This is a genomic window from Rhodococcus sp. NPDC019647 (assembly GCF_044389235.1).
GTDB classification, from domain to species: Bacteria; Actinomycetota; Actinomycetes; order Mycobacteriales; family Mycobacteriaceae; genus Rhodococcus_F; species Rhodococcus_F oxybenzonivorans.
This window is the reverse complement of sequence record NZ_JBIRXS010000001.1, coordinates 773,885-797,349: the sequence shown is the minus strand read 5'-3', so window position 1 is coordinate 797,349 and position 23,465 is coordinate 773,885. Positions and strand designations below refer to the sequence as shown.

Annotated in this window: 19 protein-coding genes; 11 read left to right on the top strand and 8 right to left on the bottom strand. The window is 66.9% G+C overall.

All coding sequences use genetic code 11. The features are described from left to right. The first annotated feature begins 456 nt into the window (after nucleotides 1-456). Entirely contained in the window at nucleotides 457-825 is a 369-nt protein-coding gene (locus ACH49N_RS03810) for a DUF1330 domain-containing protein (protein WP_358274009.1), read from the top strand. Between the two features lie 47 nt (nucleotides 826-872). Here ACH49N_RS03810 and ACH49N_RS03805 read toward each other — a convergent pair whose 3' ends face one another. Beyond that, the gene (locus tag ACH49N_RS03805; RefSeq protein WP_397504399.1) at nucleotides 873-1,490 is read right to left on the bottom strand and encodes a hypothetical protein; all 618 of its coding nucleotides are present in this window, start codon (nucleotides 1,488-1,490) and stop codon (nucleotides 873-875) included. A gap of 152 nt (nucleotides 1,491-1,642) precedes the next feature. Between ACH49N_RS03805 and ACH49N_RS03800 the strand changes: the two genes are divergently transcribed. Next, nucleotides 1,643-2,332 (top strand): hypothetical protein, encoded by a 690-nt coding sequence (locus ACH49N_RS03800; RefSeq protein WP_358274007.1) that lies wholly within the window; start codon nucleotides 1,643-1,645, stop codon nucleotides 2,330-2,332. A 39-nt stretch (nucleotides 2,333-2,371) separates the two neighbouring features. Here the strand turns inward: ACH49N_RS03800 and ACH49N_RS03795 are convergent, their stop codons facing one another. Then, nucleotides 2,372-2,896: a YceI family protein gene (locus ACH49N_RS03795; protein WP_358274005.1), complete on the bottom strand. Its 525-nt coding sequence runs from the start codon at nucleotides 2,894-2,896 to the stop codon at nucleotides 2,372-2,374. Between the two features lie 216 nt (nucleotides 2,897-3,112). Here ACH49N_RS03795 and ACH49N_RS03790 point away from each other — a divergent pair, with 216 nt between their 5' ends. After that, nucleotides 3,113-3,892, top strand: a complete 780-nt coding sequence (locus ACH49N_RS03790; RefSeq protein WP_358274004.1) for a DUF899 domain-containing protein — start codon at nucleotides 3,113-3,115, stop codon at nucleotides 3,890-3,892. A 9-nt stretch (nucleotides 3,893-3,901) separates the two neighbouring features. Here ACH49N_RS03790 and meaB read toward each other — a convergent pair whose 3' ends face one another. Genes meaB through mutA form a run of 3 tightly spaced genes read right to left on the bottom strand, consistent with a single transcriptional unit; the run spans nucleotide 3,902 to nucleotide 9,085 of the window. Continuing rightward, entirely contained in the window at nucleotides 3,902-4,906 is a 1,005-nt protein-coding gene (gene meaB, locus ACH49N_RS03785) for a methylmalonyl Co-A mutase-associated GTPase MeaB (protein WP_358274002.1), read from the bottom strand. 1 nt (nucleotide 4,907) lies between these two features. After that, the gene (gene scpA / locus ACH49N_RS03780) at nucleotides 4,908-7,172 is read right to left on the bottom strand and encodes a methylmalonyl-CoA mutase (RefSeq protein ID WP_109330158.1); all 2,265 of its coding nucleotides are present in this window, start codon (nucleotides 7,170-7,172) and stop codon (nucleotides 4,908-4,910) included. Beyond that, on the bottom strand, nucleotides 7,169-9,085 hold the full coding sequence (mutA, locus tag ACH49N_RS03775) for a methylmalonyl-CoA mutase small subunit (RefSeq protein ID WP_358274001.1): 1,917 nt from the start codon (nucleotides 9,083-9,085) through the stop codon (nucleotides 7,169-7,171). The genes scpA and mutA overlap by 4 nt, the downstream gene beginning before the upstream one ends. Nucleotides 9,086-9,487: 402 nt before the next feature. Here mutA and ACH49N_RS03770 point away from each other — a divergent pair, with 402 nt between their 5' ends. The 8 genes from ACH49N_RS03770 (at nucleotide 9,488) to ACH49N_RS03735 (ending at nucleotide 21,041) form a co-directional block, all read left to right on the top strand. Beyond that, nucleotides 9,488-10,183: a TVP38/TMEM64 family protein gene (locus tag ACH49N_RS03770; RefSeq protein ID WP_358274000.1), complete on the top strand. Its 696-nt coding sequence runs from the start codon at nucleotides 9,488-9,490 to the stop codon at nucleotides 10,181-10,183. Nucleotides 10,184-10,242: 59 nt separating this feature from the next. Next, a complete protein-coding gene (locus ACH49N_RS03765) occupies nucleotides 10,243-10,824 on the top strand; it encodes a hypothetical protein (protein ID WP_159922582.1) in 582 nt (193 codons plus the stop codon). Continuing rightward, nucleotides 10,821-11,348: a hypothetical protein gene (locus ACH49N_RS03760; protein ID WP_250773316.1), complete on the top strand. Its 528-nt coding sequence runs from the start codon at nucleotides 10,821-10,823 to the stop codon at nucleotides 11,346-11,348. The genes ACH49N_RS03765 and ACH49N_RS03760 overlap by 4 nt, the downstream gene beginning before the upstream one ends. A gap of 195 nt (nucleotides 11,349-11,543) precedes the next feature. After that, complete coding sequence (locus tag ACH49N_RS03755) at nucleotides 11,544-13,328, top strand: fatty acyl-AMP ligase (RefSeq protein WP_358273998.1); 1,785 nt, start codon at nucleotides 11,544-11,546, stop codon at nucleotides 13,326-13,328. Nucleotides 13,329-13,362: 34 nt separating this feature from the next. Next, nucleotides 13,363-13,647, top strand: coding sequence for an acyl carrier protein (locus tag ACH49N_RS03750; RefSeq protein ID WP_109330165.1), 285 nt, complete (start codon nucleotides 13,363-13,365; stop codon nucleotides 13,645-13,647). Next, nucleotides 13,644-17,999: an aminotransferase class I/II-fold pyridoxal phosphate-dependent enzyme gene (locus ACH49N_RS03745; RefSeq protein WP_358273996.1), complete on the top strand. Its 4,356-nt coding sequence runs from the start codon at nucleotides 13,644-13,646 to the stop codon at nucleotides 17,997-17,999. The genes ACH49N_RS03750 and ACH49N_RS03745 overlap by 4 nt, the downstream gene beginning before the upstream one ends. A 4-nt stretch (nucleotides 18,000-18,003) precedes the next feature. Continuing rightward, entirely contained in the window at nucleotides 18,004-18,777 is a 774-nt protein-coding gene (locus ACH49N_RS03740) for an alpha/beta fold hydrolase (RefSeq protein WP_358273995.1), read from the top strand. After that, nucleotides 18,771-21,041, top strand: a complete 2,271-nt coding sequence (locus tag ACH49N_RS03735; protein WP_358273994.1) for an MMPL family transporter — start codon at nucleotides 18,771-18,773, stop codon at nucleotides 21,039-21,041. Before ACH49N_RS03740 ends, ACH49N_RS03735 begins: the two co-directional genes overlap by 7 nt. Here the strand turns inward: ACH49N_RS03735 and ACH49N_RS03730 are convergent. The 3 genes from ACH49N_RS03730 to ACH49N_RS03720 are packed head-to-tail and all read right to left on the bottom strand — an operon-like array spanning nucleotide 20,950 to nucleotide 23,423. Further along, complete coding sequence (locus tag ACH49N_RS03730; protein ID WP_159922596.1) at nucleotides 20,950-22,143, bottom strand: SPFH domain-containing protein; 1,194 nt, start codon at nucleotides 22,141-22,143, stop codon at nucleotides 20,950-20,952. The two genes, ACH49N_RS03735 and ACH49N_RS03730, sit on opposite strands and share 92 nt — an antisense overlap. Beyond that, a complete protein-coding gene (locus ACH49N_RS03725; protein WP_159922598.1) occupies nucleotides 22,144-22,575 on the bottom strand; it encodes an NfeD family protein in 432 nt (143 codons plus the stop codon). A gap of 8 nt (nucleotides 22,576-22,583) precedes the next feature. Then, entirely contained in the window at nucleotides 22,584-23,423 is an 840-nt protein-coding gene (locus ACH49N_RS03720; protein WP_317764113.1) for a DUF3097 domain-containing protein, read from the bottom strand. Between the last annotated feature and the right edge of the window lie 42 nt (nucleotides 23,424-23,465).

Sequence of the window (23,465 nt, the reverse complement as noted above, 5' to 3'; positions counted from 1 at the left end):
ATGGCAAGTTGCAGCGAATGTCCGAATCGCTCCTGCATTGGACGGCAGAACAAGTGGCGTCGCACCGTGGCCGCGACGGCGACGGAAGCCCGCAATGCGCTCGTCGTCCTGTGTCGGCCATTGCCGTAACACTCTGTCCAAGAAGCACTTTCCGTGTAGGGCTTGCCCGGTCTGTCACAATCCAGCGCGGTCCCGAGCTGTCGACAGGACGGGCCAGTCGGTAGCGACATCTTCTGCTCTTCTCGGACGAAATACAAGGGTTAGTTTCTTCATGGAACTCGTGTTACGGTCGCCGAGTTGCGTGAAACAACTCAGACCGATGCGGAGCAGATTTCGATGGATACGACCACCGCTGGTGCTCACGCACGGCTTTCCCACGACCGAAATGAGTGTCCAGATGATTGATCGACCAGCCACTTGGAGTCTCCAGTGGCAGCCAACGAGAGAGGTAATTACATGAGCGAGAAATCACGCGGGGGAAAGTTCTATGCGCTGAATTTGTTCGACGTGGCCGACGAGAAGAAGTACCTTTCGTACTTCAGCCGATTGCCCGAAGCGGCTCCGCCATATGGTGGTCGAATGGTGGCGCTCGGGCGCTTCCGCGACAACGTGGCCGGTGACCTCGCGCCGCGGCAGGTTCTGTTTCTCGTCGAATGGGAGTCCGAAGAGGCGTTCAACAGCTTCCGCGACGATCCCGCCTTGGCCGACTTTCATCCGCTGAGAGAGAGCTCGACGGCATCTTATATCTGGCAGACGTTCGATGGCCTCGACATGAGCGACCCCAACCTTCCGCTCGACGAAGTTCTGAGGGTCCTCGAGCCTTGAGTCTTCCAGTAGCGTGTGCGGGTTGAACATGCCAGGTCTGTAGATCGTCAAACAGTCGGGGTCGTCTTCCACGTTACCGAGCACCCGGGCGCCGAGTGTGACACCAAGTCCTGATCGGAGTGGTAGATGCCGGCGCCCGGCGTGCCGTGATCAGGTCCGATGTGCGTTTCTTCACCCTGCGTGACGGTGCCGGCGAACGCCTTCTCCCCCACACCGGATGGTGTCGGTAGCGCTACGAAACCCTGAACAACTTCGCTTTTGTCGATCGCTTGCTCGAATGCGGTCGATGCCGAGTCGGGGCTGGAATACTGATCGACCGACACGGTGACCCGCCTGCCGTCAGCGCCTTCGTAGATCACCATTCTCGTCGCCTCGGGGACACCGGCGGCACTGGCGTTCGCACTTGTCGTGGCCTGTCTATCTATCTCCGGGAAATACTTCTGAACGACTTCCAACCCGACCAGGACCTCCTGAGGCACGAGGTTCGTGGTGGAGGTCGTCGCGTCCTGCTGCGATTCCCCACCAGGCTCCGTGCGTTGTTGTCCACACCCGCCCGCCGTCAACGCTCCGATCACAACGATCGAGAGAATGGCGAGAGACGCGCGCCGACCGATGCGGCGCGGCCGGTATTTCTCCGTTGGTTGCGCCACGCCGGGAATAAGCATGACACCAAGTATCACCGCTCCCCCGTCCTCGGACCGCGACTCGTTGGACGAACGCTCAAATTCGGTGCCAATGCGATTGCGGTCGGAAGGCCTCTTTGGAAACCTCGAAGAACAGGTGTCGACCGAACAACGTGGAAGGTGACCTCCGATTCATGATGCTGGCGAATGCCTGTGAGCTCTATCGAGGCACAGGCCTCATCGGTCAGCCGGCGGCGGCTGTCACCAGCCTGGCCTTCGTGGTTGCCGGCGTCGCGGTGATCGCGCGCCGTCGGAACGGTACGCCGACCGTGATTTACGGTCTGCTCGTCGTCGCCGTCGGTGCCGGGTCACTTGTTCAGCACGGACCCAACCCGTCGTGGCAGGCCTACGCACACGACTTGCCGATCGCAACTCTGCTCGCCTACGTCGCCGTCGAGGCCGCGTCCGACAGGTTCGGCCGTCGACTGTCGCCCGGGTGGTGGTTCGTTGTTCCGCTCGTGATGGTTCCCGCCGTGGCTGCCGGATCGGCCGTATCCACGATCGTGCAGGCAATGCTCGCCGCGCTCGCTATAGGACTGAGCCTGGAACGCGCGCGCGTCCATCCGCAGTTGAGGCGCGCGACGGTCGTCGCGGCAGTACTTCTGGCGTCCGGCGCTCTGCTCGGCGCCACCGGTGACGGGACGTCGATCTGTCGGCCGAACAGTGTCCTGCAGGGCCACGCCCTGTGGCACGTTCTCGCCGCCGCCGGACTATGGCGACTCGCGTCCACGATCGGCGCATCCGCCGAAAAGGCGCCGAGGCGCCCGGAGCCGGATTCGCCGCAGACCAGTTCCGACGGCACCTTTCGTCGACCGACGACGTGACGGGCGCAGCTCCGCAAGTGACAGAGGGGCCGCGGTGGATCAGGACTTCACGAAGACGGCGTTGACCACGACACGGGTGGCGAGGCGCGAGCCCTTCTTCGTGTAGGTCATGCCCCAGTTGCTGCGGTCGAGGTGTATTTCGGCGCTGACCGTCGCGGTGTCGTCGGTGGCGACAACCTCTGCGGACACGGTGAGCGGTCGAGTCTGCCCGTGAACGGTCAGATCGCCGTCGAGATGTACGTGTCCCGGATCGGCGGGTCGCGCTCCTGCCGCGGTGAAGACAATGGTGGGGTACTTCTCGACATCGAAGAAGTCAGCGGAGCGCAGGTGCTCGTCGCGTTTACCGTTCTTGGTATTCAGCGAGGTGGCGTCGACGACCAGCCTTCCGGTGATACCTCCGTCGTCACCGACCGTTGCGGTGCCCTCGACCGCGTGGAAGCTGCCGGTGACCCCGAAGATCCACAATCCCTTCGTGTGGAAGGTGATCGAGGTCCGGGAAGGTTCCAGAGTCCAGGACCCGGCGAGCGTAGACAGTTGCGGGACGGACTCCATGGGCGATGTCATGTGTACCTCCGGTAGGTGATGATCGGTAGCCAGACACGGTTTCGAGAGAGCGCGGGGGCGTCACGACAAATCGGTCTCGGCTGGACTCCATCCCCAACGGACACCCTCGGCAAGCATGGTAGTTGCGGGGCCGGCTGTCTCGTGGAAGTTCTGGAGGTAGCCGCAACCGAGTGCCGGCTGAGACCATTACGTGTGTCCTACGAGAGGAGACGAACGATGACAGCGTCCGATCCACAGGTCACCACCCGCGAGCAATGGCTCATCGCGCGCCGTGAGCTACTCGCACAGGAGAAGGAGCTGACCCGACACCGCGACCGGGTCAACGCCGCCCGACGCGCGCTACCCATGGTCGAGTTGACCAAGAAGTATGTATTCGACGGTCCCCACGGCAAGGTCGAACTCGAGGACTTGTTCGACGGCCGCAGTCAACTCCTCATCTACCACTTCATGTTCGAACCCGACGCCGACGAGGGTTGCCCGTCCTGTTCGTTCACGATGGACAATGTGGGCGACCTCCGCCACCTGTACGCCCGGGACACCTCGTTCGCGGCGGTATCACGCGCACCGCTGCCCGAGCTCGAGCGCTACCGGCAGCGGATGGGTTGGGCCCTCCCCTGGTACTCCTCGCACGGCAGCGACTTCAACTACGACTTCCACGTCACCCTCGACGCGGCGGTCGCACCGGTGGAATACAACTACAAGGATCAGGCCGAGCTGGAGCGGATGAACCCCGCCTGGAAGGGCTGGTCCGGCGAAGAGCACGGTGTCAGCGCCTTCCTCCGCCACGGTGAGCGAGTTTTCCACACCTATTCCGGCTACGCGCGCTCGACCGAAACGCTCCTCGGCACCTACCAGTGGCTCGACCTCACCGCCCGCGGCCGGCAGGAGGACTGGGAACAACAACCCCGCCGCGGCGACGACCCCGCCATGAGTTGGCTGCGCCGCCACGACGAATACGACGCAGACGTGATCGCAGGAGCGAAGAGCCCGGAGTGACCTGCCCGGTCATTCCTCGGAGGCGTCGGAACCGTCGAAGGCGTCGAGGATCTGGGCCGCGGCCAACGCCGCTGTCAGGGAACCGTCACGCACCTGTTGCTCGACCTGCCCGCGAATGTCCTTGACCCGCGGGTTGGATGCCAGTCGACGCAGCAGCTGATCGTGGACCATGGTCCACGTCCAGTCGACCTGCTGGCGACGACGGTTCTCCTCGAACCGTCCGGCCTCGGTGAGCACCTCACGGTGATGCTGAACGGTGTTCCAGAACTCCTCGAGCCCGACACCTTCGAGACCGCTCATCGTGATGACGGGCGGCTTCCAGATGGCGTCGTGGGGGTAGATCAGCCGCAGTGCGCCCGCCAATTCGCGGGCAGCTCCCTTCGCTTCGCGTTCGTGCTTGCCGTCGGCCTTGTTGACGGCGACGAGGTCGGCGAGCTCGAGTACACCCTTCTTGATGCCCTGCAACTGGTCACCGGTCCGGGCGAGCGTGAGGAAAGAGAAGCAGTCGACCATGTTCGCCACCGTCACCTCGGACTGCCCGACCCCGACCGTCTCGACCAGGATGACGTCGAATCCGGCTGCCTCGAGGAGCACGATGGTTTCCCGGGTCGCCTTCGCGACACCGCCGAGGGTGCCCGAGGTCGGCGACGGCCGGATGTAGGCGTCCTTCTCCACGGTCAGCCGCGCCATGCGTGTCTTGTCGCCGAGGATCGACCCGCCGGTGCGCGTCGACGACGGATCCACCGCGAGGACCGCCACCCGATGACCCTTCCCGATCAGGTACATCCCCAGTGCGTCGATGAACGTCGACTTGCCGACGCCGGGCACACCGGTGATACCCACCCGGTGCGCGTTGCCCGACTCCGGAAGCAGTTCGAGGAGCAGACGCTGCGCCGCCTCCCGGTGGTCGGTGCGTGTCGATTCGACCAGGGTGATGGCCTTCGCCAGGCCGGCGCGCTGATTGGCGCGCACGGCCTGGGCGAGGGCATCGATGTCGACTGGAGGGCGCCCCATGCTATTCCGGGGTACCCGTCAGGTCGTGCCCGAGCTGGGCGGCCAGCTTCTCGAGCAGACCGGTGGCCGCCTCGGCGATCACCGTGCCGGGCGGGAAGATCGCGGCGGCGCCCGCCTGGTAGAGCTCGTCGAAGTCGCCGGGCGGAATGACACCGCCGACCACGATCATGATGTCGGGACGCCCCACCGCCGCGAGCGCATCCCGCAGTGCAGGCACCAAGGTGAGGTGACCTGCAGCCAACGACGACACACCGACCACGTGGACGTCGTTGTCGGCCGCCTGGTTCGCGACCTCTTCCGGGGTCTGGAACAGCGGTCCGACGTCCACGTCGAAGCCGATGTCGGCGAAGGCGGTGGCGATCACCTTCTGTCCGCGGTCGTGCCCGTCCTGGCCCATCTTCGCGATGAGGACACGCGGGCGGCGGCCTTCCTCCTCGGCGAACTTCTCGACGAGTTCCGTTGCGTTACTGATGTTGTCCACCTTCCCGGCCTCGTCCCGGTACACCCCGCTGATGGTGCGAATCTCGGCCTGGTGACGTCCGAACACCGTCTCGAGTGCGTCGGAGATCTCGCCGACGGTGGCGTGCGCACGGGCAGCGTCGATGGCGAGTGCGAGCAGGTTGTTCTCCATGCCGCCCTCCGACGAGGCAGCGGCGCGGGTGAGCTCGGCGAGTGCCGCCTGCACCGCGACGGGATCGCGTTCCTCACGCAGGCGTGCGAGCTTCTCGAGCTGTTCCTTGCGGACCCGCGAATTCTCGACCTTGAGGACCTCGATCTTCTGATCCTCTTCGGCCCGGTACTTGTTGACACCGATGACCGGCTGACGACCGGAATCGATGCGCGCCTGAGTGCGGGCGGCGGCCTCTTCGATGCGCAGCTTCGGGATGCCCTCGCTGATGGCCTGCGCCATGCCGCCGGCCTCTTCGACCTCGGCGATGTGCGCCCGGGCGCGGTTCGCCAGCTCGTGAGTGAGCCACTCGACGTAATGGGAGCCGCCCCACGGGTCGATCGGGCGGACCGTCCCCGATTCCTGCTGCAGCAACAACTGGGTGTTGCGGGCGATGCGGGCGGAGAAGTCTGTCGGCAGCGCCAGCGCCTCGTCGAGGGCGTTGGTGTGCAGAGACTGGGTGTGCCCCTGCGTGGCGGCCATGGCCTCGACGCAGGTGCGGGCCACATTGTTGTAGACGTCCTGGGCGGTGAGCGACCAGCCCGAGGTCTGCGAATGTGTGCGCAACGACAGCGATTTCGCCGACTTCGGCTCGAACTGGGCAACCAGTTCACTCCACAGGAGACGACCGGCCCGCAGCTTTGCGACCTCCATGAAGAAGTTCATGCCGATGGCCCAGAAGAACGACAACCGCGGCGCGAACTTGTCGATCTCCATGCCGGCGTCGAGGCCGGCGCGGAGGTACTCGACACCGTCGGCGAGCGTGTACGCCAGCTCCAGATCGGCTGTGGCACCGGCCTCCTGGATGTGGTACCCGGAAATGGAGATGGAGTTGAACCGCGGCATCTTCGTGCTGGTGTACGCGAAGATGTCCGAGATGATGCGCATCGACGGCTTCGGCGGATAGATGTAGGTGTTGCGGACCATGAACTCTTTCAGAATGTCGTTCTGAATGGTTCCGGCCAGCTGTTCCGGAGCGACACCCTGCTCCTCCGCCGCCACCACATACAGGGCGAGGATCGGCAGAACGGCACCGTTCATGGTCATCGACACACTGACGCTGTCGAGGGGAATGTGGTCGAACAGCTGCCGCATGTCGAGGATCGAGTCGATGGCCACACCGGCCATGCCCACGTCACCGGCGACGCGCGGGTGGTCGGAGTCGTAGCCGCGGTGGGTGGCCAGGTCGAACGCCACCGACAGACCCTTCTGCCCCGCCGCAAGGTTGCGGCGGTAGAAGGCGTTGGACTCGGCGGCCGTCGAGAATCCGGCGTACTGACGGATGGTCCACGGCTGGTTGACGTACATGGTGGGGTACGGCCCACGCACGAACGGCGCGGCACCGGGGAAGCTGCCCACCGGGTAACCCTCGGACTCGGCCGCGTCGCGGTCGGCCTTGGTGTAGACCGGTTTGACGTCGATTCCCTCGGGGGTGGACCACACCACCTGTTCCGGGGTGTAGTGGTTCGCCGCCGCGGCGGCGGCGATCAATGCGTCCGTCTGTTCCGCGGTCGGTGCGGCCGGCTGCGGAAACTGAGGATCCTCCAGCGGCACGTCGGCGAAGCTGCCGATCGTGTGCTTGACCTCGCGAGTAGTCACTTCTTGCTCCCTGTGTCGCCCGAGGTGTTCCCCGCGCTCTCGATGATGTCGAGCAGATCGGACAGGACCGAGACTGCATCGATGCGTGCTGTGACGAATCCGTCGGGGCGGGCAGCCCCGTCCACGTCGGCAACGACCTTCTCCGGACCCGCCAGGAGAACGGTGCCCACACCCGCAGCGCGCAGTTCCTCGACTGCGGCCGCGGCGTCGGCGGTGTACCGCTTGTCGGTACCGCAGATCACCGCGATACCGGCCCCGGACTGTGCCGCTGCGGCCGCGATGCTGCCGTCACCGACCGTGAGGGGTCCGGGATTGACGGCAGCGATGCCACCCGATGCCAGCAGGTTCGTGCTGAAGGTGGTGCGCACGTTGTGTTCGGCGACCGGTCCGAGCGGAGCCAGGAACGCGGTGGGCCGGACCCCGTGAACCGCCAGATAGGTGTCGGAGCGGTCGCGGAGCCTTTCGAAGGCGGCGGCGTACCGGGCCACCCGTCCGGCGTCAGCGGCACCGGGAGGCAGTGGCGCCTCTTCCAGATTCGGATACTCATTGACCCCGGTGACCGCGGTCTTGCGGTGCGCGATGTCCGATTCGCGTTGCGCCCGCGTCGAGTTGATCCGCTCGGTGATCTGTCCGGCGCCCAGGCCCGCGAGATACCCGCCGGCCGACTCGATCTGCTGGAAGAATTCCCACGCCTTCTCCGCGATCCGCTGCGTGAGATCCTCGACGTACCACGATCCGGCGGCGGGATCGAGTACGCGGCCGAGGTGCGATTCCTCGAGCAGCAACAACTGGGTGTTGCGGGCGATCCGATCGGCGAAGGTCTGCGAGACCCCCAGCGCCCCCGCGGGCAGCGCGGCATCGAACGGCAACACCGTCACCGCGTCGGCACCGCCCACCCCGGCGCCGAACGCGGCGAGGGTCGTGCGGAGCATGTTCACCCACGGATCACGCTGCGACATCATCGCGGCGGACGTGACCGCATGCTGCGGCGCGCCGCCGAAGTCGGAGGCACCGCACACCTGGGCGATCCGGGCCCACACCAACCGGGCGGCGCGGAACTTGGCGATGGTCTGGAACTGGTCGTCGGTCGCCGCGAACCGGAAATCAATCTGGCCGAACGCTTTTCCGATCGGCAGCCCACTCGCGGTGAGCGCCCGCAGGTACTCGAGCCCGGCGGCGACGGACGCACCGAGCTCCTCCGAGTCGGAGGCACCCGCGTCGTGGAAGACGGTGCCGTCCACGGTGATCGCGCGCACCTGTTCCGGTCGGGTCGACGCCTCGGTGGCCAGTGCCACCGCGTCACCGAGATCGATATCCGTCACACCGGCGAAGGCGCTCGTCAGCGGCGCCGCACCGAGGTGGACGCGCACCGTGGTGCGATCGGTGACGCCGTCACCGGCCGACGCACGCGCGTCGAGCAGTGCGAACAATGCGCGGGCCGCGGCTGTCACCTCGGTTCCGGCGTCGAGGGTGAGCGGGGCGAGGTCGAGCAGCACGCCGTCGAGCGCCGTCTCCAGCGACCTGACGGGCAGCGTGTTCTCACCGACGGTGAGCCAGACCGCGCTGACCCCGTTCTCCAAGGCGTCGAGGATGGACCGGTTGACGTCCGCCGGATCGGCGCCCGCACCGAACCGGGCGCTGACGAGCCAGCCGGAGTTGACGTCCCGAGTGGCGTCGACGCCCCGAACGTAAGGGAACGCGCCGGGAAGCGGCTGCTCGGGACGCTCGTCCCGGGGGCTGTAGAGCGGCGCGACGGTGACACCGTCGTAGGTGGTGGTCTCGAGGAGCTTCTCGGGTTCCGGACCGAGGTCTGCCGCGTCGACTCGCCGCGATTTCGCGAGGACTCCCGCCACGGAGCGCTGCCAGTCGGTATATGCCCGCGCAGCTTCCTCGGTTTCTGAAGCTAATGACACGGTGTCCGCTTCCTCTCCCTGCATGGCCCTGATGAGCGATCGATCAATATGTTGTGTTGGTGTGATGCTAGCCGCAGACTCCGCTCTCCTATCGTGAGGATCACCACATGATGGATAACCTCAGGTCATGAGCATGACGCCGGAACCGTTCGGCGCCCGGGGCGCCGTGACTCAGCGGTTCTTCGGGCTGACCGTGCCCGTCAGGGGAAATCATTTTCCGCGGCGAACTACTCCATCGTAGGAGGATGGCCGCCGCCGCGCTGGCCCGAATTCTCGGCCCGCGGGCCGGGGTCGCGCCTGCGCGGCCGCGGTGTCCGGATGAGACGGTCTCCAATACGACCGTGCTCTCGACGGTTTTCCTCGCACGACCCTTCGTGGTGCGGCCGGGTAGCCTGGTGCCCTGTGAAGAGACGCCTGGGGAACCGCAGGGTCATCGGCGTCGCCGCACTGGCAATCGTGCTGGTGGTCGTCGCGGTGGTGGCACCCCATCCGTCCGTTCTGCAGATCCGGGAATGGGCGCAGTCGGTGGGCCCGGCCTTTCCGCTGGTCTTCTTCGTCGCGCATGCGCTGGTGACGATATTCCCGTTCCCCCGCACCGTGTTCACCTTGAGTGCCGGGTTGCTGTTCGGGGCCTGGCTCGGTATCGCGATCACCGTCGCGGCCGCAACGGTCAGCGCGGTGCTGGCTCTGTATCTGGTGCGCGCCATCGGCCGGGACGTCGTGTGGCAACGCATCTCCAGCCCGACGATCCGGCGGGTGGACGAGCGGATCGCCCGACGGGGGTGGCTCGCCGTCGGCTCTCTCCGGCTGATCGCATTCGTCCCGTTCTCCGTGGTCAACTACTGCAGCGGCGTCTCCTCCATCCGGCTGCTCCCCTACGTGCTCGCCACGGTCGTGGGCATCCTCCCCGGAACGGTGGGGATCGTGGTTCTCGGGGACGCCCTGAGCGGTGAGACGAATCCAGCCCTCCTCCTGCTGTCCGGTGTGTGCGTCGTCGTCGGCATTCTCGGGTTGATCGTCGATTCTCGGCGGCCCGTCGATCGATCCGACGCCGAGGAGTTGCCGCTGACCGAGGGTGTGTCTATCCCTCGTCCTTGAACACAGGATGTCAAGTTCTGAGTCTTGACAGGAAAGTTTCCAGGTTCTAGCCTTGACGAATGTTCGTCCTCACCGTCGATCAGCGCGGAAGTCGCCGTGACATCGACCGTGTCGGCGACCTGATCGCCGAACTCGGCGATCACCGCCTCGTCCGCCCGTTTCAGCGCACGGCCGGCGACGAGATGCAGGCGGTCGTGGCAGATCCCGCGACCGTGGTGGCTCTCGCCCTCGACCTCGTCGGTCGCGAACACTGGAGCATCGGCATCGGTGCCGGAGCCGTGGAAGAACCGCTCCCCGACGAGACGCGGGCCGGCCGAGGACCGGCGTTCGAACTCGCCCGCGTCGCCGTCGAGCGTGCGAAAAGTGCCCCGGGCCGGGTTGCGGTGGAGGGTTCCGACACCGACTTGTCCGCGGACGCCGACACCGCTCTCACCCTCGTCGCCGTTCTCCTCACCCGCCGTACAGACGAAGGCCGCGAAGCCGTCGCGCAGATGCGGCGCGGGCTCACCCAGACGGAGGCGGCCAAAAGCCTGGGCATCAGCAAGCAGGCCGTCTCGCAACGCCTCGCCACCGCGGGGTGGCAGGTCGAGACGGCAGGCCGCCGACTGGCCGAACGACTCCTACAGAAGGCGGATTCATGACGGCGGTCGCGCTCCTCGCCCTCGGCGTCGCGGCGCTGGCACCGTTGGTGCTTGCCACACAGCGTGTTCCCCGCTGGGTGTCCCAGTGGGCGGCCCCACTCGTCGGGCTCGCCGCCCTCGCTACGGCCGCGGTCGCCGGCTCCGCCACCACACCGGTGAAGGGATTCGCACTGGGTGCGACGCTCGTGCTGTGTGCGGCGGCGGCCACCACCGGTGGGGCGCCGATGGTGCTCGCCGCCTTCCGGATCGCCCGGCGCCAGCCCGATTCCGGTGACGACCCCCGCCCCGAGGCGGGCCCGTTGCGAGGCGGCCGGGTGATCGGACTGCTCGAGCGTGCCGCCGTCGCCGCTGCGATCCTCGCGGGGTGGCCCGAGGGTATCGCCGTGGTCCTGGCTGTCAAGAGCTTGGCCCGCTACCCCGAACTGCGCGAACCACACGCCTCCGAGCAGTTCATCATCGGCACGTTCACCAGCGTGCTCTGGGCCATCGCCGTGTGCGGCGTCGGGCGGGCGCTCATCACCTAGCCCCTGGCCTCACCGAAAAGCCCTGCGGCACAGAAACATCAACCTCCCGAGGCACTCCAATACCCGGTGACACTGCCCATCCCACGGTGACGCGAGACCAACCGGAGGTGGGGGTGATTCCACCCCTGGGGTTGATGGAATCCCCCGGCGATGCGGACGAGAGTAGGAATCGTCCACTTCGAGGGAGAAGATCAAGTGCATTCCGACTTCGTGTCACACGTTCGAGCCCAGGCCGCCACCTACGGTGAGGAACGCTCCTACACCTACCATCGCGAGGTCGGCCGCGAACTCGTCGAAGAGGTTCTCACCTACCGCCAGTTGGACCAGGATGCGCGGGCGATCGCGTCGTGGTTGTCGACGCGGCCCGAGGCCCACCGCCCGGTGATGCTGCTGTACGTCGACGGCATCGACTTCCTTCGCGCATTCCTCGGCTGCCTGTACGCCGGTGTCGTCGCCGTACCGGCCCCCGTGCCGCACGACGCCCGCAGCATGGCGCGGGTGGCCACGATGTTCGAGGACGCCGACGTCGGTCTGGTGCTCACCACGTCCGCGATCGAAGAACTGCTGACGGCGTGGATCGGCAACTCCGGACTCACCGGCACGGTCGCCGTCGCGTCGACCGACGCCGAACTCGGCGACCCCGACGAGTGGCAGATGCCCGAACTGGACGGCGACACCCTCGCCTTGCTCCAGTACACCTCGGGATCCACCAGCGAGCCCAAGGGCGTGATGGTGACTCACGGGAACCTCCTGCACAACGCGGCGGCCATGGTCGAGGCCATGTCTGCGGCCATCAGGGACGGCGAGGCAGGCAGCGTTGTGGGCTGGCTTCCGCACTTCCACGACATGGGGCTGATCGGCATGCTGCTGCTCCCCCTCTACGCCGGCAGCAACCTTGCGTTCATGTCGCCGATGACCTTCCTCAAGCGCCCGGTGCGCTGGTTGCAGTTGATCGATCGCTACCGCGCCGACATCACCGTCGGCCCGAACTTCGCGTACGACCTTCTCGCCCGACGGATCCCCGACGACCAGTTGACCGGCCTGGACCTCTCCTCGGTGCGGGTCGCTCTCAATGGGGCAGAACCGATCCGCCCCCGCACCCTCGAGGCCGTCCTCGACCGGCTCCGGCCCTACGGGTTCCGGGCGGACGCGTTCTTCCCGGCTTACGGAATGGCCGAGGTGACGTTGCTCGCCACCGCCGGAGCCGTGGGCAGCCCGCCGGTGTACCTCGACGTCGACCCGGCCGCACTCGAGCGCAACGAGCTCACTCCGATGGCCGGTGGCACTCGACTGGTGAGCAGCGGCCGCGCATTCGGTGTGGACATTCGCGTCGTCGATCCGGACACCACCGACGAGCTGCCCGAGGGCCGGGTCGGGGAACTGTGGATCCGCGGGGGCAGCGTCACCGCCGGCTATTGGAATCGGCCCGAGGACACCGAGGAGAAGTTCCACGCCACCACCCTGGGCGGGGACGGGCCATTCCTGCGCACCGGTGACCTCGGCGCTTCCGTCGGCGGTGAAATCTTTGTCACGGGCCGGCTCAAGGACCTGCTGATCGTCAACGGACGCAACCTGTACCCCCAGGACATCGAGGAGGCGGTGCGCGAACTGCATCCAGCCCTCACCGGATCGGCCGGAGTGGTGTTCTCCATGGACACCGGACGCCACGAGCGCCTACTGGTGATCCACGAGGTCAAGACCGGGTTGCTCGATCAGGGTCACGGAGAGAACGACAGCGTGACGATCACGGACCTCGCCCGAAAGATCAAACTCTCCGTCGCCCGGGCCTTCGACGTGCCGGCGCCGAGCGTCGTCCTGGTCGACCGGCACGGGGTGCACCGCACCACCAGCGGAAAGGTTCAACGCCGATCGATGCGCGCGTCGTTCCTCGAGAACCGGGTGGATGCGGTGCTGCACGAAGAAATCGATCCGGCGGTCCAGGGCCTCCGCAGCCGAACCGCCACACCTGCACACGCCTGACCTCCACCCCCCTCGCCGACAAGGAAACGTCCCCATGCCTGCTTTCGTGAACCCCACCCGCGACCTCACCCCGGCTATCGACTGGCTCACCCGAAGGGTGGCATTCTATACAGAGCAGCCGGTGCACAATGTCGACCCCGACATCCCGCTCGCCGAGCTGGGAATAGAATCGGTATCTGCGGTGAGCCTGTGCGGCGAGATCGAAGACCAGTGGGAACTCGAACTGGACCCCACTGTGGTATTCGACTACCCCACCATCGCCGAGATGGCTGTCTTCATCGCCACCGAAGTCGAGGACCGGTACGAGAGGGCCGCATGACCGACATCGCCATCGTCGGCCTCGACTGCCGATTCCCACAGGCAACGGACGCCGACGCGCTCTGGAGACTGTTGATGGCCGGCGGCGACGGAATCGTCGACGTCCCCGAAGACCGATGGCATGCGAACGACTTCTACAACGAAGCGGGTGGACCGGGCGCGATCAACAACCGCAGCGGCGGATTCCTCAGCGACGCAGACGCTTTCGATCACGAGTTCTTCGGCATCGCCCCCCGCGAGGCCCAGGCGATGGACCCGCAGCAACGCCTGCTCCTGCAGACGGCGTGGCGTGCCCTCGAGGACGCCACCCTGGATCCGCGGGGCCAAGCCCGTTCGAACACCGGCGTATTCGTCGGCGTGATGGCCAACGAGTGGAATCTGCAGATGAGCGACCTCTCGCGGATCACGCCGCAACTCGGAAGTGGCAACGGCTACTTCATGACCGCCAATCGAATCTCGTATCAACTGGACCTCGAGGGCCCGAGTATCGCCGTCGACACCGCGTGTTCGTCGTCCCTGGTCGCCGTCCACCTGGCCTGCGCGGCGCTGCGAGCCGGCGAGTGCGACCAAGCGCTCGCCGGCGGTGTCAATATCGCCCTCACCCCCGCCCTGAACGTCTTCTACACCCAGGCCGGGCTGTCGGCACCGGACGGACGATGCAAACCGTTCAGCGCCAAGGCGAACGGGATCGGCCGGGGTGAAGGTGCCGCCGTGCTCGTGCTGCGCCGCCTCGCGGACGCGCAGGCCGAGGGGTTGCCGATCTACGCGGTGATCAAGGCGAGCGCGGTCAACAACGACGGCCGCAGCAACGGAATCACCGCACCCAACCGGTGGGCCCAACAGCAGGTCATCGGCGAAACCTATCGGCGCGGCGGGGTGACGCCGGACCGCGTCGCGTTCGTCGAAGCGCACGGCACCGGAACCGTGCTCGGCGACATGATCGAGATCAAGGCACTCGGTCACCTCCACGGCGTTCCCCGCCCGCAGCCGTGCGCGATCGGATCGATCAAGGGCAACCTCGGTCATACGGAGGGTGCGGCCGGGGTGGCCGGGGTGATCAAAGCAGCGCTGGCCCTGCACCACCGTGTGGTACCGCCCACCCGCTGCGCGGAGGACGAGAACCCTCGACTTCGACTGGCCGACAACGGGCTCCGTCTCGCAAAGGAGCCGATGAGCCTGCCCGACGGTGACGTCTACGGTGCGGTCAGCAGCTTCGGGCTCGGCGGCACCAACGCCCACCTGCTCCTGGCCGCCGCGCCCGCCGACGAGGCCGTCCCGGTGGGCGTCGGCGGCGGCGTACTCACCCTGGCGTCGAACAACAGCGAGGGCCTGCGACGCAACGCCGCCGTCCTCGCCGACCATCTCGCCACCCGCCCCGCTACCGAACTGGCCAGGGTGTGCTGGACCTCCAACCAGGTGAAAGCCTCCGGACGCCACCGCCTTGCGGTGCCCGTACAGAACCGCGACGAGGCCGTGTCCGCCCTGCGCACGCTTGCGACCGACCCCAGCCTGCTCGAGGTGTCGTCCGGAACCGCACGGCCGGTGAGCACCGGCTGGCTCTTCACCGGTCAGGGCGCACAGTACCCGGGAATGTCGCGTCAGCTGCACGAGCAGTCGGCGGCGTACCGACTCGCATTGGCGGACGTGGACGAGCAGATGGCACCACATCTGGGCCGATCGGTCCGCGCGCTGCTACTCGACGCCGGCGACGACGACATCCGTCGAACCGAGTTCGCGCAGCCCGCTCTCTTCGCCGTGGAGTACGCGCTGGCGCGAGTGCTCACCGAGATCGGCATCGAGCCCGCGTGGCTGGTCGGCCACAGCGTCGGCGAATACGCGGCCGCGACGCTGGCCGGCGTTTTCGACCTGGACGACGCGTGCCGCCTCATCACCGCCCGGGGGCGGCTCATGCAGCAGTTACCAGAGGGTGGTGCGATGCTGGCCGTGCGCGCCGCCCGGGAGGAGGTCGCCGATCTCCTCCCCGGTGAACCGTCGGTCGCGCTGGCAGCGGTGAACGGGCCACGGGACCTTGTGTTGTCCGGGTCGGCGGGCGCACTCGAGGCGATCCGAAAGTCTCTGGCCGGGAGGGGTTTCGCGGTCCGGCCTCTCGCCGTCTCCCACGCGTTCCACTCGCCGCTGATGAGGCCCGTGTCGGACGCCTTCGCCGAGGTCGCGACCGGCTGCACCTACCGGCCACCGACCATCCCGATCTTCTCCACCGTGCACGGACGGCTACTCGACGTGGACGAACCGATGGATGCCACCTATTGGACCGACCACATCGAGGCGACCGTGCAGTTCGCGGACGCGGCAGCCGCCGCGGCGGCGGCCGAACCGACGCATCTGATCGAGGTGGGACCCGCACGGGTCCTGGCGCCGATCCTCACCCGCGCTCATCCCGACCTTGCCGCGAAGTACCTCCTACCGTGTCCCGGCCCGGCGGCCACCGGTCACGAGCTCACCGACACCGTCGCTGCCCTGTACCGGGACGGTGTCGACCCGAACTGGGATGCGCTCTACGAACCGGGCGCGCGTGTGCGCCGACGACTGCCCGGTTACTCCTTCGCAACCACCGCCCGCTTCTGGACGTCGGTTTCCACCACTGTCGGGGCGACCACAGCGACCGAGGCGGCCGACGCTCAACCGCCCACCACGCCGATCACCGACGCACCGAAAGCGGAGGACTCCACCATGGAGCACCTGATTGCACTGTTCCGGGAGCAGGCCGCCGTCCTCGCCGCCGTCGCTCATAACGGCGCCGGCATCTCGACGCCCGCATCGGCGACACCCCACGCCGACACCGCCACCCGCGAACGCGTTTCCGAAGAGATTGCCGAGGGAATCCGCGGCGAGGCGGCGCGTGTCAGCGGGTTCCCGGCCGGGTCGTTGCGGACCGCACACACCATCGTCGGCGACCTCGGATTCGACTCGATCATGGTCGCCGACCTCTTCAGCGGGCTGAGACGAACCTTCCCGGAACTCGTCATCGACCCGGAGTGGTTCTCGCCGTCGACGACCCTCGGCGACCTGATCGACCACGTGAGCACGCAACTGCAACCCGCGGCGTCGCCGGCCGCTGCCCCGACTCCCGAACCTGCGGTGGCATCGGCGGGCCCCGCAACCGCCCCCCGCATGGTCCGGCCCGAGTACCGCATCGCCGACTTCCCTGAGGTCAAGGCACTTTCCGAGCGCCTGACCATGACCGAAGGGTTCGGCGTCACCAACCCCTACTTCCTGATCAACGACGGGGTCACCCGCGACACCTCGATCATCGGCGGGAACGAAGTTCTCAACTTCTCGAGCTACAACTACCTCGGCATGTCCGGCCATCCCGCCGTGGTCGCCGCCGTACAGGACGCCGTCGCCCGCTACGGCAGCTCGTGCTCGGCCAGCCGGCTGCTCTCCGGTGACAAGCCGGTCCACCGCGAGCTCGAGACCGAACTCGCCGCACTACTCGGCACCGAGGACGCCATCGTCCTGGTCAGTGGGCACGCCACCAACGTGACCGTGATCGGGCACCTCGTCGGTCAAGGTGACCTCGTCATTCACGACAGCCTGGCGCACGACAGCATCCTGCAGGGCTGCACACTGTCCGGCGCCACACGCCGCCCGTTCCCCCACAACGACCACGACGCGCTCGACGCCCTGCTCACCGCGATCCGTCCGCAGTACCGGCGGGTCCTCATCCTCATCGAGGGCGTGTACAGCCAGGACGGCGATATCCCCGACCTTCCGGCCATGATCGCGGTGAAGAAGAAGCATCAGGCGCTGATGATGATCGACGAGGCGCACAGCATCGGGGTGCTCGGGGCAACCGGCGGCGGTATCGGCGAACATTTCGGCGTCGACCGCGGTGATGTCGAGTTGTGGTCCGGCACCATGTCGAAAGCCTTGGCCGGCTGCGGCGGATACGTCGCCGGGAGTTCCGAGCTGATCCAGTTCCTCAAGTACACCACCCCCGGCTTCGTCTACAGCGTCGGCATGACACCCATGAACGCCGCGGCGTCGCTGGCCGCGATTCGTCAGATGCGCGCCCAGCCGGAGGTGCTCGACCTTCTGCGACACAATGCGCAGCTGTTCCTCTCACTGGCCACCGAGGCCGGCATCGATACCGGTGACACGCGGGACACGCCTGTCATTCCCTGCATCGTCGGTGACTCGCTGAAAACACTGAAGTTGTCGAACAGGCTGCTGGAGCGCGGAATCAACGTAAACCCCATTCTCTATCCCGCCGTGCCCGAGGATTTGGCGCGGCTGAGATTCTTCGTCACCTCGTGCCACTCCGAGGACCAGATCCGCTACACGGTGAAGACCCTGGCCGAAGAACTCGCTGCACTCCGGGACGGCGACTAGTGCCATGCTCAGCCGCTATCTCGACCAGCCCGGGGCCGACGCGGCACTACGCCTGTTCTGCTTCCATCACGCCGGTGGCGGGTCGTCGATGTACCGCCCCTGGCATCGTGCACTGCATCCCTACGCCTCGGTGTGGCCCGTGCAGCTGCCCGGCCGGGAGGGTCGCGCCGGAGAAACTCGATTCGTCGACCTCGAGTCACTCCTCACCGACCTGGAGTCCGAACTCGACGACGCCCTGACGGTTCCGCATCTCTTCTTCGGACACAGCCTGGGCGCGCTCGTGGCCTATCGGCTGGCCTGCCGGCGTCGATCCCGGCATCGTCTTCTGCCCCGGGCCCTGCTGCTGTCGGGGTACGGGGCGCCGCACCTTCCCGCACCGTTCCCGCCGGTCGACAGCCTGGACGACACCACCTTGATCCAGTTCCTCCGCGATGTGGGTGGTGTGCCGCCCGAGTTCCTGGACTGGCCCGATTGGGTGCGGCACTGGCTTCCGGTGGTACGCGACGATCTGCGCGTCTGTTGCAACTACGTCGACCCCGGTGACCCACCGCTCGAATGCCCGATGCATCTCTTCGGGGCGGACGCCGATCCGCTCGTCAACGAACACGACCTGCACGCATGGAACCGTCACACCACACAGCCGTGCGAGGTACAGATTCTCGCGGGCGACCACTTCTACCTCACGCAGTCCCCCGAACAGCTGTTCCGTCTGCTGCGGCCGTTACTGCGGCGCTACGCCCCGGTGACCGGCCGTGACGAAGCGGTAGCGTCGTGCTGAGGCGCCTGGCCACCCTCATCGTGTCCTTCCCGCGCCGCGTCCTGGCTGTCGCGGTGGCCCTCCTCGTACTGTCCGCAATTTTCGGGGCGGGGGTGTCCGAGCACCTGAAAGTGGGCGGTTTCGACGACCCGGGCTCCGAGTCTGCGCAAGCGGAGCGATTCCTCGAGGCGGAGTTCGGCACCGCGAGTCCGAATCTGGTGCTGCAGGTCACGGCGCGCAGCGGCGACGTGAACACCCCGGACGTCACCGCAGCGGCACAACAACTGCGGCGGTCGATCACAGCGGAACCGGGCATCACCGAAGTGGCCTCCTACTGGGTGGCAAATTCCCCCGAGCTCCGCAGCAACGACGGACGCTCGGCCCTGTTGCTGCTGCACGTCGGGGGCAACCCGGAGCACGCGGCGCGGCGCACCCACACGCTCGTCGAGGCATTACGCTCCGACGACCCCGCGATCGAGGTGGTGGCCGGCGGCAAGCTGGGCCTCGCCGACGCCATCGAGCAGCAGGTCGCCGACGATCTCCTCCTTGCCGAATCGATCGCCGTCCCGGCAACACTCGTCCTCCTCGTGGTGGCGTTCGGCAGCGTGGTGGCCGCGCTCCTGCCGTTGACCCTGGGTGTCATCTCGATTCTCGTGACGATGGTGGTGCTTTTCGGCCTCGCCCAGATCACCGATGTCTCGGTGTACGCGCTCACCGTGGCCACCGCGTTCGGGCTGGGCCTGGCGATCGACTTCGGATTGCTCCTGGTCTCTCGGTTTCGTGAAGAACGAGCCGCCGGCAGCGATCCGCAGAAAGCGGTCGTCGACACGGTGACGACGGCCGGGCGCACCATCGTGTTCAGCGCCGCGACAGTCATGGTCGCGATGACCGGAATGCTGGTGTTCCCCACCTACTTCCTGCGATCAGTCGGTCTGGCCGCGATGGCGGTGGTCGCCGTCGCGGCGTTGGGCGCCGTCGTGGTGTTACCCGCGCTTCTGGCTGTGCTCGGAACCCGGGTAGACCGGCTGACGGTGCTCCGACGAAAGAAGACACCGGCGTCCGACTCGCTGTTCTGGCGGCGAACCGCGGCTGCCGTCACCCGTAGACCGGTGCGAACAGCGCTTCCCGTCGTCGCACTCCTGCTGGTGCTGGGAATCCCGTTCCTCCACGCGCAGTATGCGACACCCGACGAGCGCGCCCTGCCCAGCGGGTCGGCGACCCGCCAGGTCACCGTCGACATCCGAGAGAACTATTCCGCCGGCGGCGCCGACGCCGTGACGGTGACAACCCCGCAGGACGGAACGTCCCTTGAGCCACTCGCCCGGGAGATCTCCACCATGACCGACGTCACCCGAGTAGACGGCGTATTCGGCCGCTACGAGGAGGGGAATCTCGTCCTCGGCCCGGGACCTGAGAGCGCTCGGTTCGCGGCGGGAGAGGCCGGTTTCCTGCTCGTGCAGCCCGCGGTCGGCGCCCAGTCGGACGCCGCCCAGGACCTGGTCCGCGCGATCAGAGAGCTGCCCGCGGTAACCGGAGACCACCTTGCGGTAGGCGGACCCACCGCCACGCTCATCGACAGCCGCACCGCCATCATGGACCGGCTACCCCTGGCCATCGGTCTGATGGCGGTCGCGACTTTCGTGCTGTTGTTCTTGTTCACCGGAAGCGTCATCCTGCCGCTGAAGGCGTTGGTGCTCAACGTATTCACCCTGTCGGCCGTCGTGGGTGCGATGGTGTGGGTTTTCCAGGACGGCCACCTCGCCTGGCTCACCGGCGCGACACCCGCCCCATTGAACATCGGCATGGTGGTGCTGTTGTGCTGCATCGCCTTCGCGCTGTCCGTGGACTATGAAATCTTTCTACTCAGCCGCATCAAGGAAGCCCACGACGCCGGCGCGAATACCACCGAAGCGACCATCGAGGGACTCGGCCGCGTCGGTCGCATCGTCAGCAGCGCGGCGGCACTGCTCACCGTGACGCTGCTGTCGTTCTCCACCGGTCTGACCTTCATGCAGATGTTCGGGATCGGCACCGCGCTCGCCATCATCGTGGATGCCACACTGATCCGCGGTGTCCTGGTACCGGCGTTCATGCAGATCGCCGGCGACCTGAACTGGTGGGCGCCGCGCCCGCTGCGGTGGGTGCATGCCCGCATCGGGCTGAGCGACACCCCGGGGTCCGGTCCGCCCGACGTCACCGATCCTGCGGCGGCACCGGCGGCGGAAGCTGTCCCGGCGCCGCACTCGACCCGAGCGAATGTTCCTCGGCCCCACCAATCTTCGTGAGCGGACCGTCGACGGGCTGACGCGCCTCCACCTCTGCGGCGCGCACCGCCTGGGCAATGGCTGGGTCGGACTTGGTTTCGAACCACTCGGCGACCTCGTCGGAGTCGTCCTCCGGCTTCGGTAGATCCTCGTCCGCCGTGGACGGCTCGTACCGGAACACGCCGTCCTGGCCCTGAGCTCCGAGGGTCTTCGCGAATCCCTTGAGCGCGTCACCGAAGTCGCTGGGCACCAACCACACCTTGTTCGCGTCGCCCTGCGCCATCTGCGGCAGCGTCTGCAGATACTGGTATGCAAGCAGCTCGGGGGTCGGTTTGCCCGCCTTGATCGCGGCGAACACCTTCTCGATGGCCTTCGCCTGACCCTGCGCCTGAAGGTATTTGGCCGCACGTTCACCCTGGGCGCGCAAGATCCGGGACTGCCGCTCCCCCTCGGCGGTGAGGATCGACGCCTGCTTGGCGCCCTCCGCGGCGAGGATGCGGGACTGCTTGTCGCCCTCGGCGGTCTTGATGGCCGACTCACGGTGTCCCTCGGCGGTCAGAATGGTGGCCCGCTTCTCGCGGTCCGCCTTCATCTGCTTTTCCATCGACTCCTGAATCGAGGGTGGCGGATCGATACTCTTGAGCTCGACTCGGGCGACCCGAAGCCCCCACCGGCCGGTGGCCTCGTCGAGCACACCCCGTAGCTGCCCGTTGATCGAGTCCCGCGACGTCAGCGTCTCTTCCAGAGTCATGCCACCGACGACGTTGCGGAGCGTGGTGGTGGTCAACTGCTCGACACCGACGATGTAGTTGCTGATCTCGTACACCGCGGCCTGCGGGTTGGTGACCTGGAAGTACACCACCGTGTCGATGGACAGGGTCAGGTTGTCCTGGGTGATCACCGGCTGCGGCGGGAACGACACCACGCGCTCGCGCAGATCCACCTTGGCCCGGATGCGGTCCGCGAACGGGATGAGGAACGTCAGCTGTCCCGACACCGTCCTCGAATACCGGCCGAGCCGCTCGATCACTGCGGCCTCGGCCTGCGGCACCAGTGCCACCGATTTGGCCACCACCAGGGCGACGAACAATACGAGCACGACCAACACGATGAGTGCTGCCATCTACGGTCCCCTCCACACGACGGCGGTAGCGCCGTCTATTTGCATCACCGTCACGGTCGTTCCCGGTGGATATACCTCGGTGCTGTCGAGCGGCCGCGCAGTCCACACGTCACCGCCGAGCTTGATCTGTCCCGCGTGCTCCGCGACTTCCTCGAGAACCAGCGCCTGTTTTCCGGTGAGCGCCTCGATCCCCATCGGCGTCGACGGCGGGGTCGCGAACTTACGCAACAACACCGGCCGCACTCCGAGGATCAGCACGAGAGACAGAACGCCGAACAACACCGCATCGACCCACACCGGGAAGTCGGTGACTGCGGTGACCCCCGCCGTGGCGAGAGCACCCCCGGCCAGCATGAGGAGGAAGAAGTCCCCCGTCAATGCTTCCGCTGCAGCGAGCAGGACACCCGCTACCAGCCAAATCAATGCAGCCACAACACCATCTAACCAGAACCCGGGTGTGAGGCGGTGACGAAGTCGACCAGCTGTTCGACCGCCCCGATCAGCGGGGCTTCGAGGTCACGGAAACTGTCGACCGCCGAATAGACCCGACGCCAGCCGTCGCGCGGCGTGCCCCAGCCCAGCTCGCGGCACACCCCGGTCTTCCAGTCCTCACCGCGCGGGATCTTCGGCCATGCCTCGATCCCGACCGCGCTGGGGCGCACCGCCTCCCACACGTCGATGAAGGGATGCCCCGTCACGAGCACATTCGGGCCGAGTCCCTTCGTCAGCTGTGTTTCCTTCGACCCGGTCACCAGATGGTCGACCAGAACGCCGACACGCCGGCCGGGCCCGGGCCGGAACTCTGCCAGCCGTTCCGCGAGATTGTCCAAGCCCTCGAGATGCTCGACGACGACACCCTCGACGCGCAGGTCGTGGCCCCACACCCGCTCGACGAGTGCCGCGTCGTGGACGCCCTCCACCCAGATCCGGCTGGCCAGCGCGGTGCGGGCCCGCAGCCCTTCGACTTTGGTCGATCCCGATGCGGACCTCGTTCGCGCGGGCCCGGCCGGTTTCGCCGCGGGCCGCACCAACGTGACCGGCTTCCCGTCGATCAGGAAGGCGGCTTCGCGCATCGCGAACAACCGGGTACGCCGCGCTCCGTCCTCCAGCCGGACGAAGTCACCGTCGTAGGTTCGCTCGAACCCCACCACCGCCCCGCAGAACCCGGTGCCCGCGTCCTCGACCACCAGATCGCGTTCGGCGGCCACCGTGGGCGTCACCGACTTCCTGGTCCGCGGGTGTCCGGAAAAGATGTCGCCGTATCTGTCGCCTCCGCTCACGGGCGCTGACGCTATGCCAGAGGTGCCGTTACACACACCCCG

Excerpts from the sequence above, each read along its gene's own strand:
- ACH49N_RS03810 (WP_358274009.1), top strand. The coding sequence starts at position 457 with ATGAGCGAGAAATCACGCGGGGGAAAGTTCTATGCGCTGAATTTGTTC.
- ACH49N_RS03805 (WP_397504399.1), bottom strand. The coding sequence starts at position 1,490 with ATGCTTATTCCCGGCGTGGCGCAACCAACGGAGAAATACCGGCCGCGC.
- ACH49N_RS03800 (WP_358274007.1), top strand. The coding sequence starts at position 1,643 with ATGATGCTGGCGAATGCCTGTGAGCTCTATCGAGGCACAGGCCTCATC.
- ACH49N_RS03795 (WP_358274005.1), bottom strand. The coding sequence starts at position 2,896 with ATGACATCGCCCATGGAGTCCGTCCCGCAACTGTCTACGCTCGCCGGG.
- ACH49N_RS03790 (WP_358274004.1), top strand. The coding sequence starts at position 3,113 with ATGACAGCGTCCGATCCACAGGTCACCACCCGCGAGCAATGGCTCATC.
- meaB (WP_358274002.1), bottom strand. The coding sequence starts at position 4,906 with ATGGGGCGCCCTCCAGTCGACATCGATGCCCTCGCCCAGGCCGTGCGC.
- ACH49N_RS03765 (WP_159922582.1), top strand. The coding sequence starts at position 10,243 with ATGTTCGTCCTCACCGTCGATCAGCGCGGAAGTCGCCGTGACATCGAC.
- ACH49N_RS03760 (WP_250773316.1), top strand. The coding sequence starts at position 10,821 with ATGACGGCGGTCGCGCTCCTCGCCCTCGGCGTCGCGGCGCTGGCACCG.
- ACH49N_RS03750 (WP_109330165.1), top strand. The coding sequence starts at position 13,363 with ATGCCTGCTTTCGTGAACCCCACCCGCGACCTCACCCCGGCTATCGAC.
- ACH49N_RS03745 (WP_358273996.1), top strand. The coding sequence starts at position 13,644 with ATGACCGACATCGCCATCGTCGGCCTCGACTGCCGATTCCCACAGGCA.
- ACH49N_RS03740 (WP_358273995.1), top strand. The coding sequence starts at position 18,004 with ATGCTCAGCCGCTATCTCGACCAGCCCGGGGCCGACGCGGCACTACGC.
- ACH49N_RS03730 (WP_159922596.1), bottom strand. The coding sequence starts at position 22,143 with ATGGCAGCACTCATCGTGTTGGTCGTGCTCGTATTGTTCGTCGCCCTG.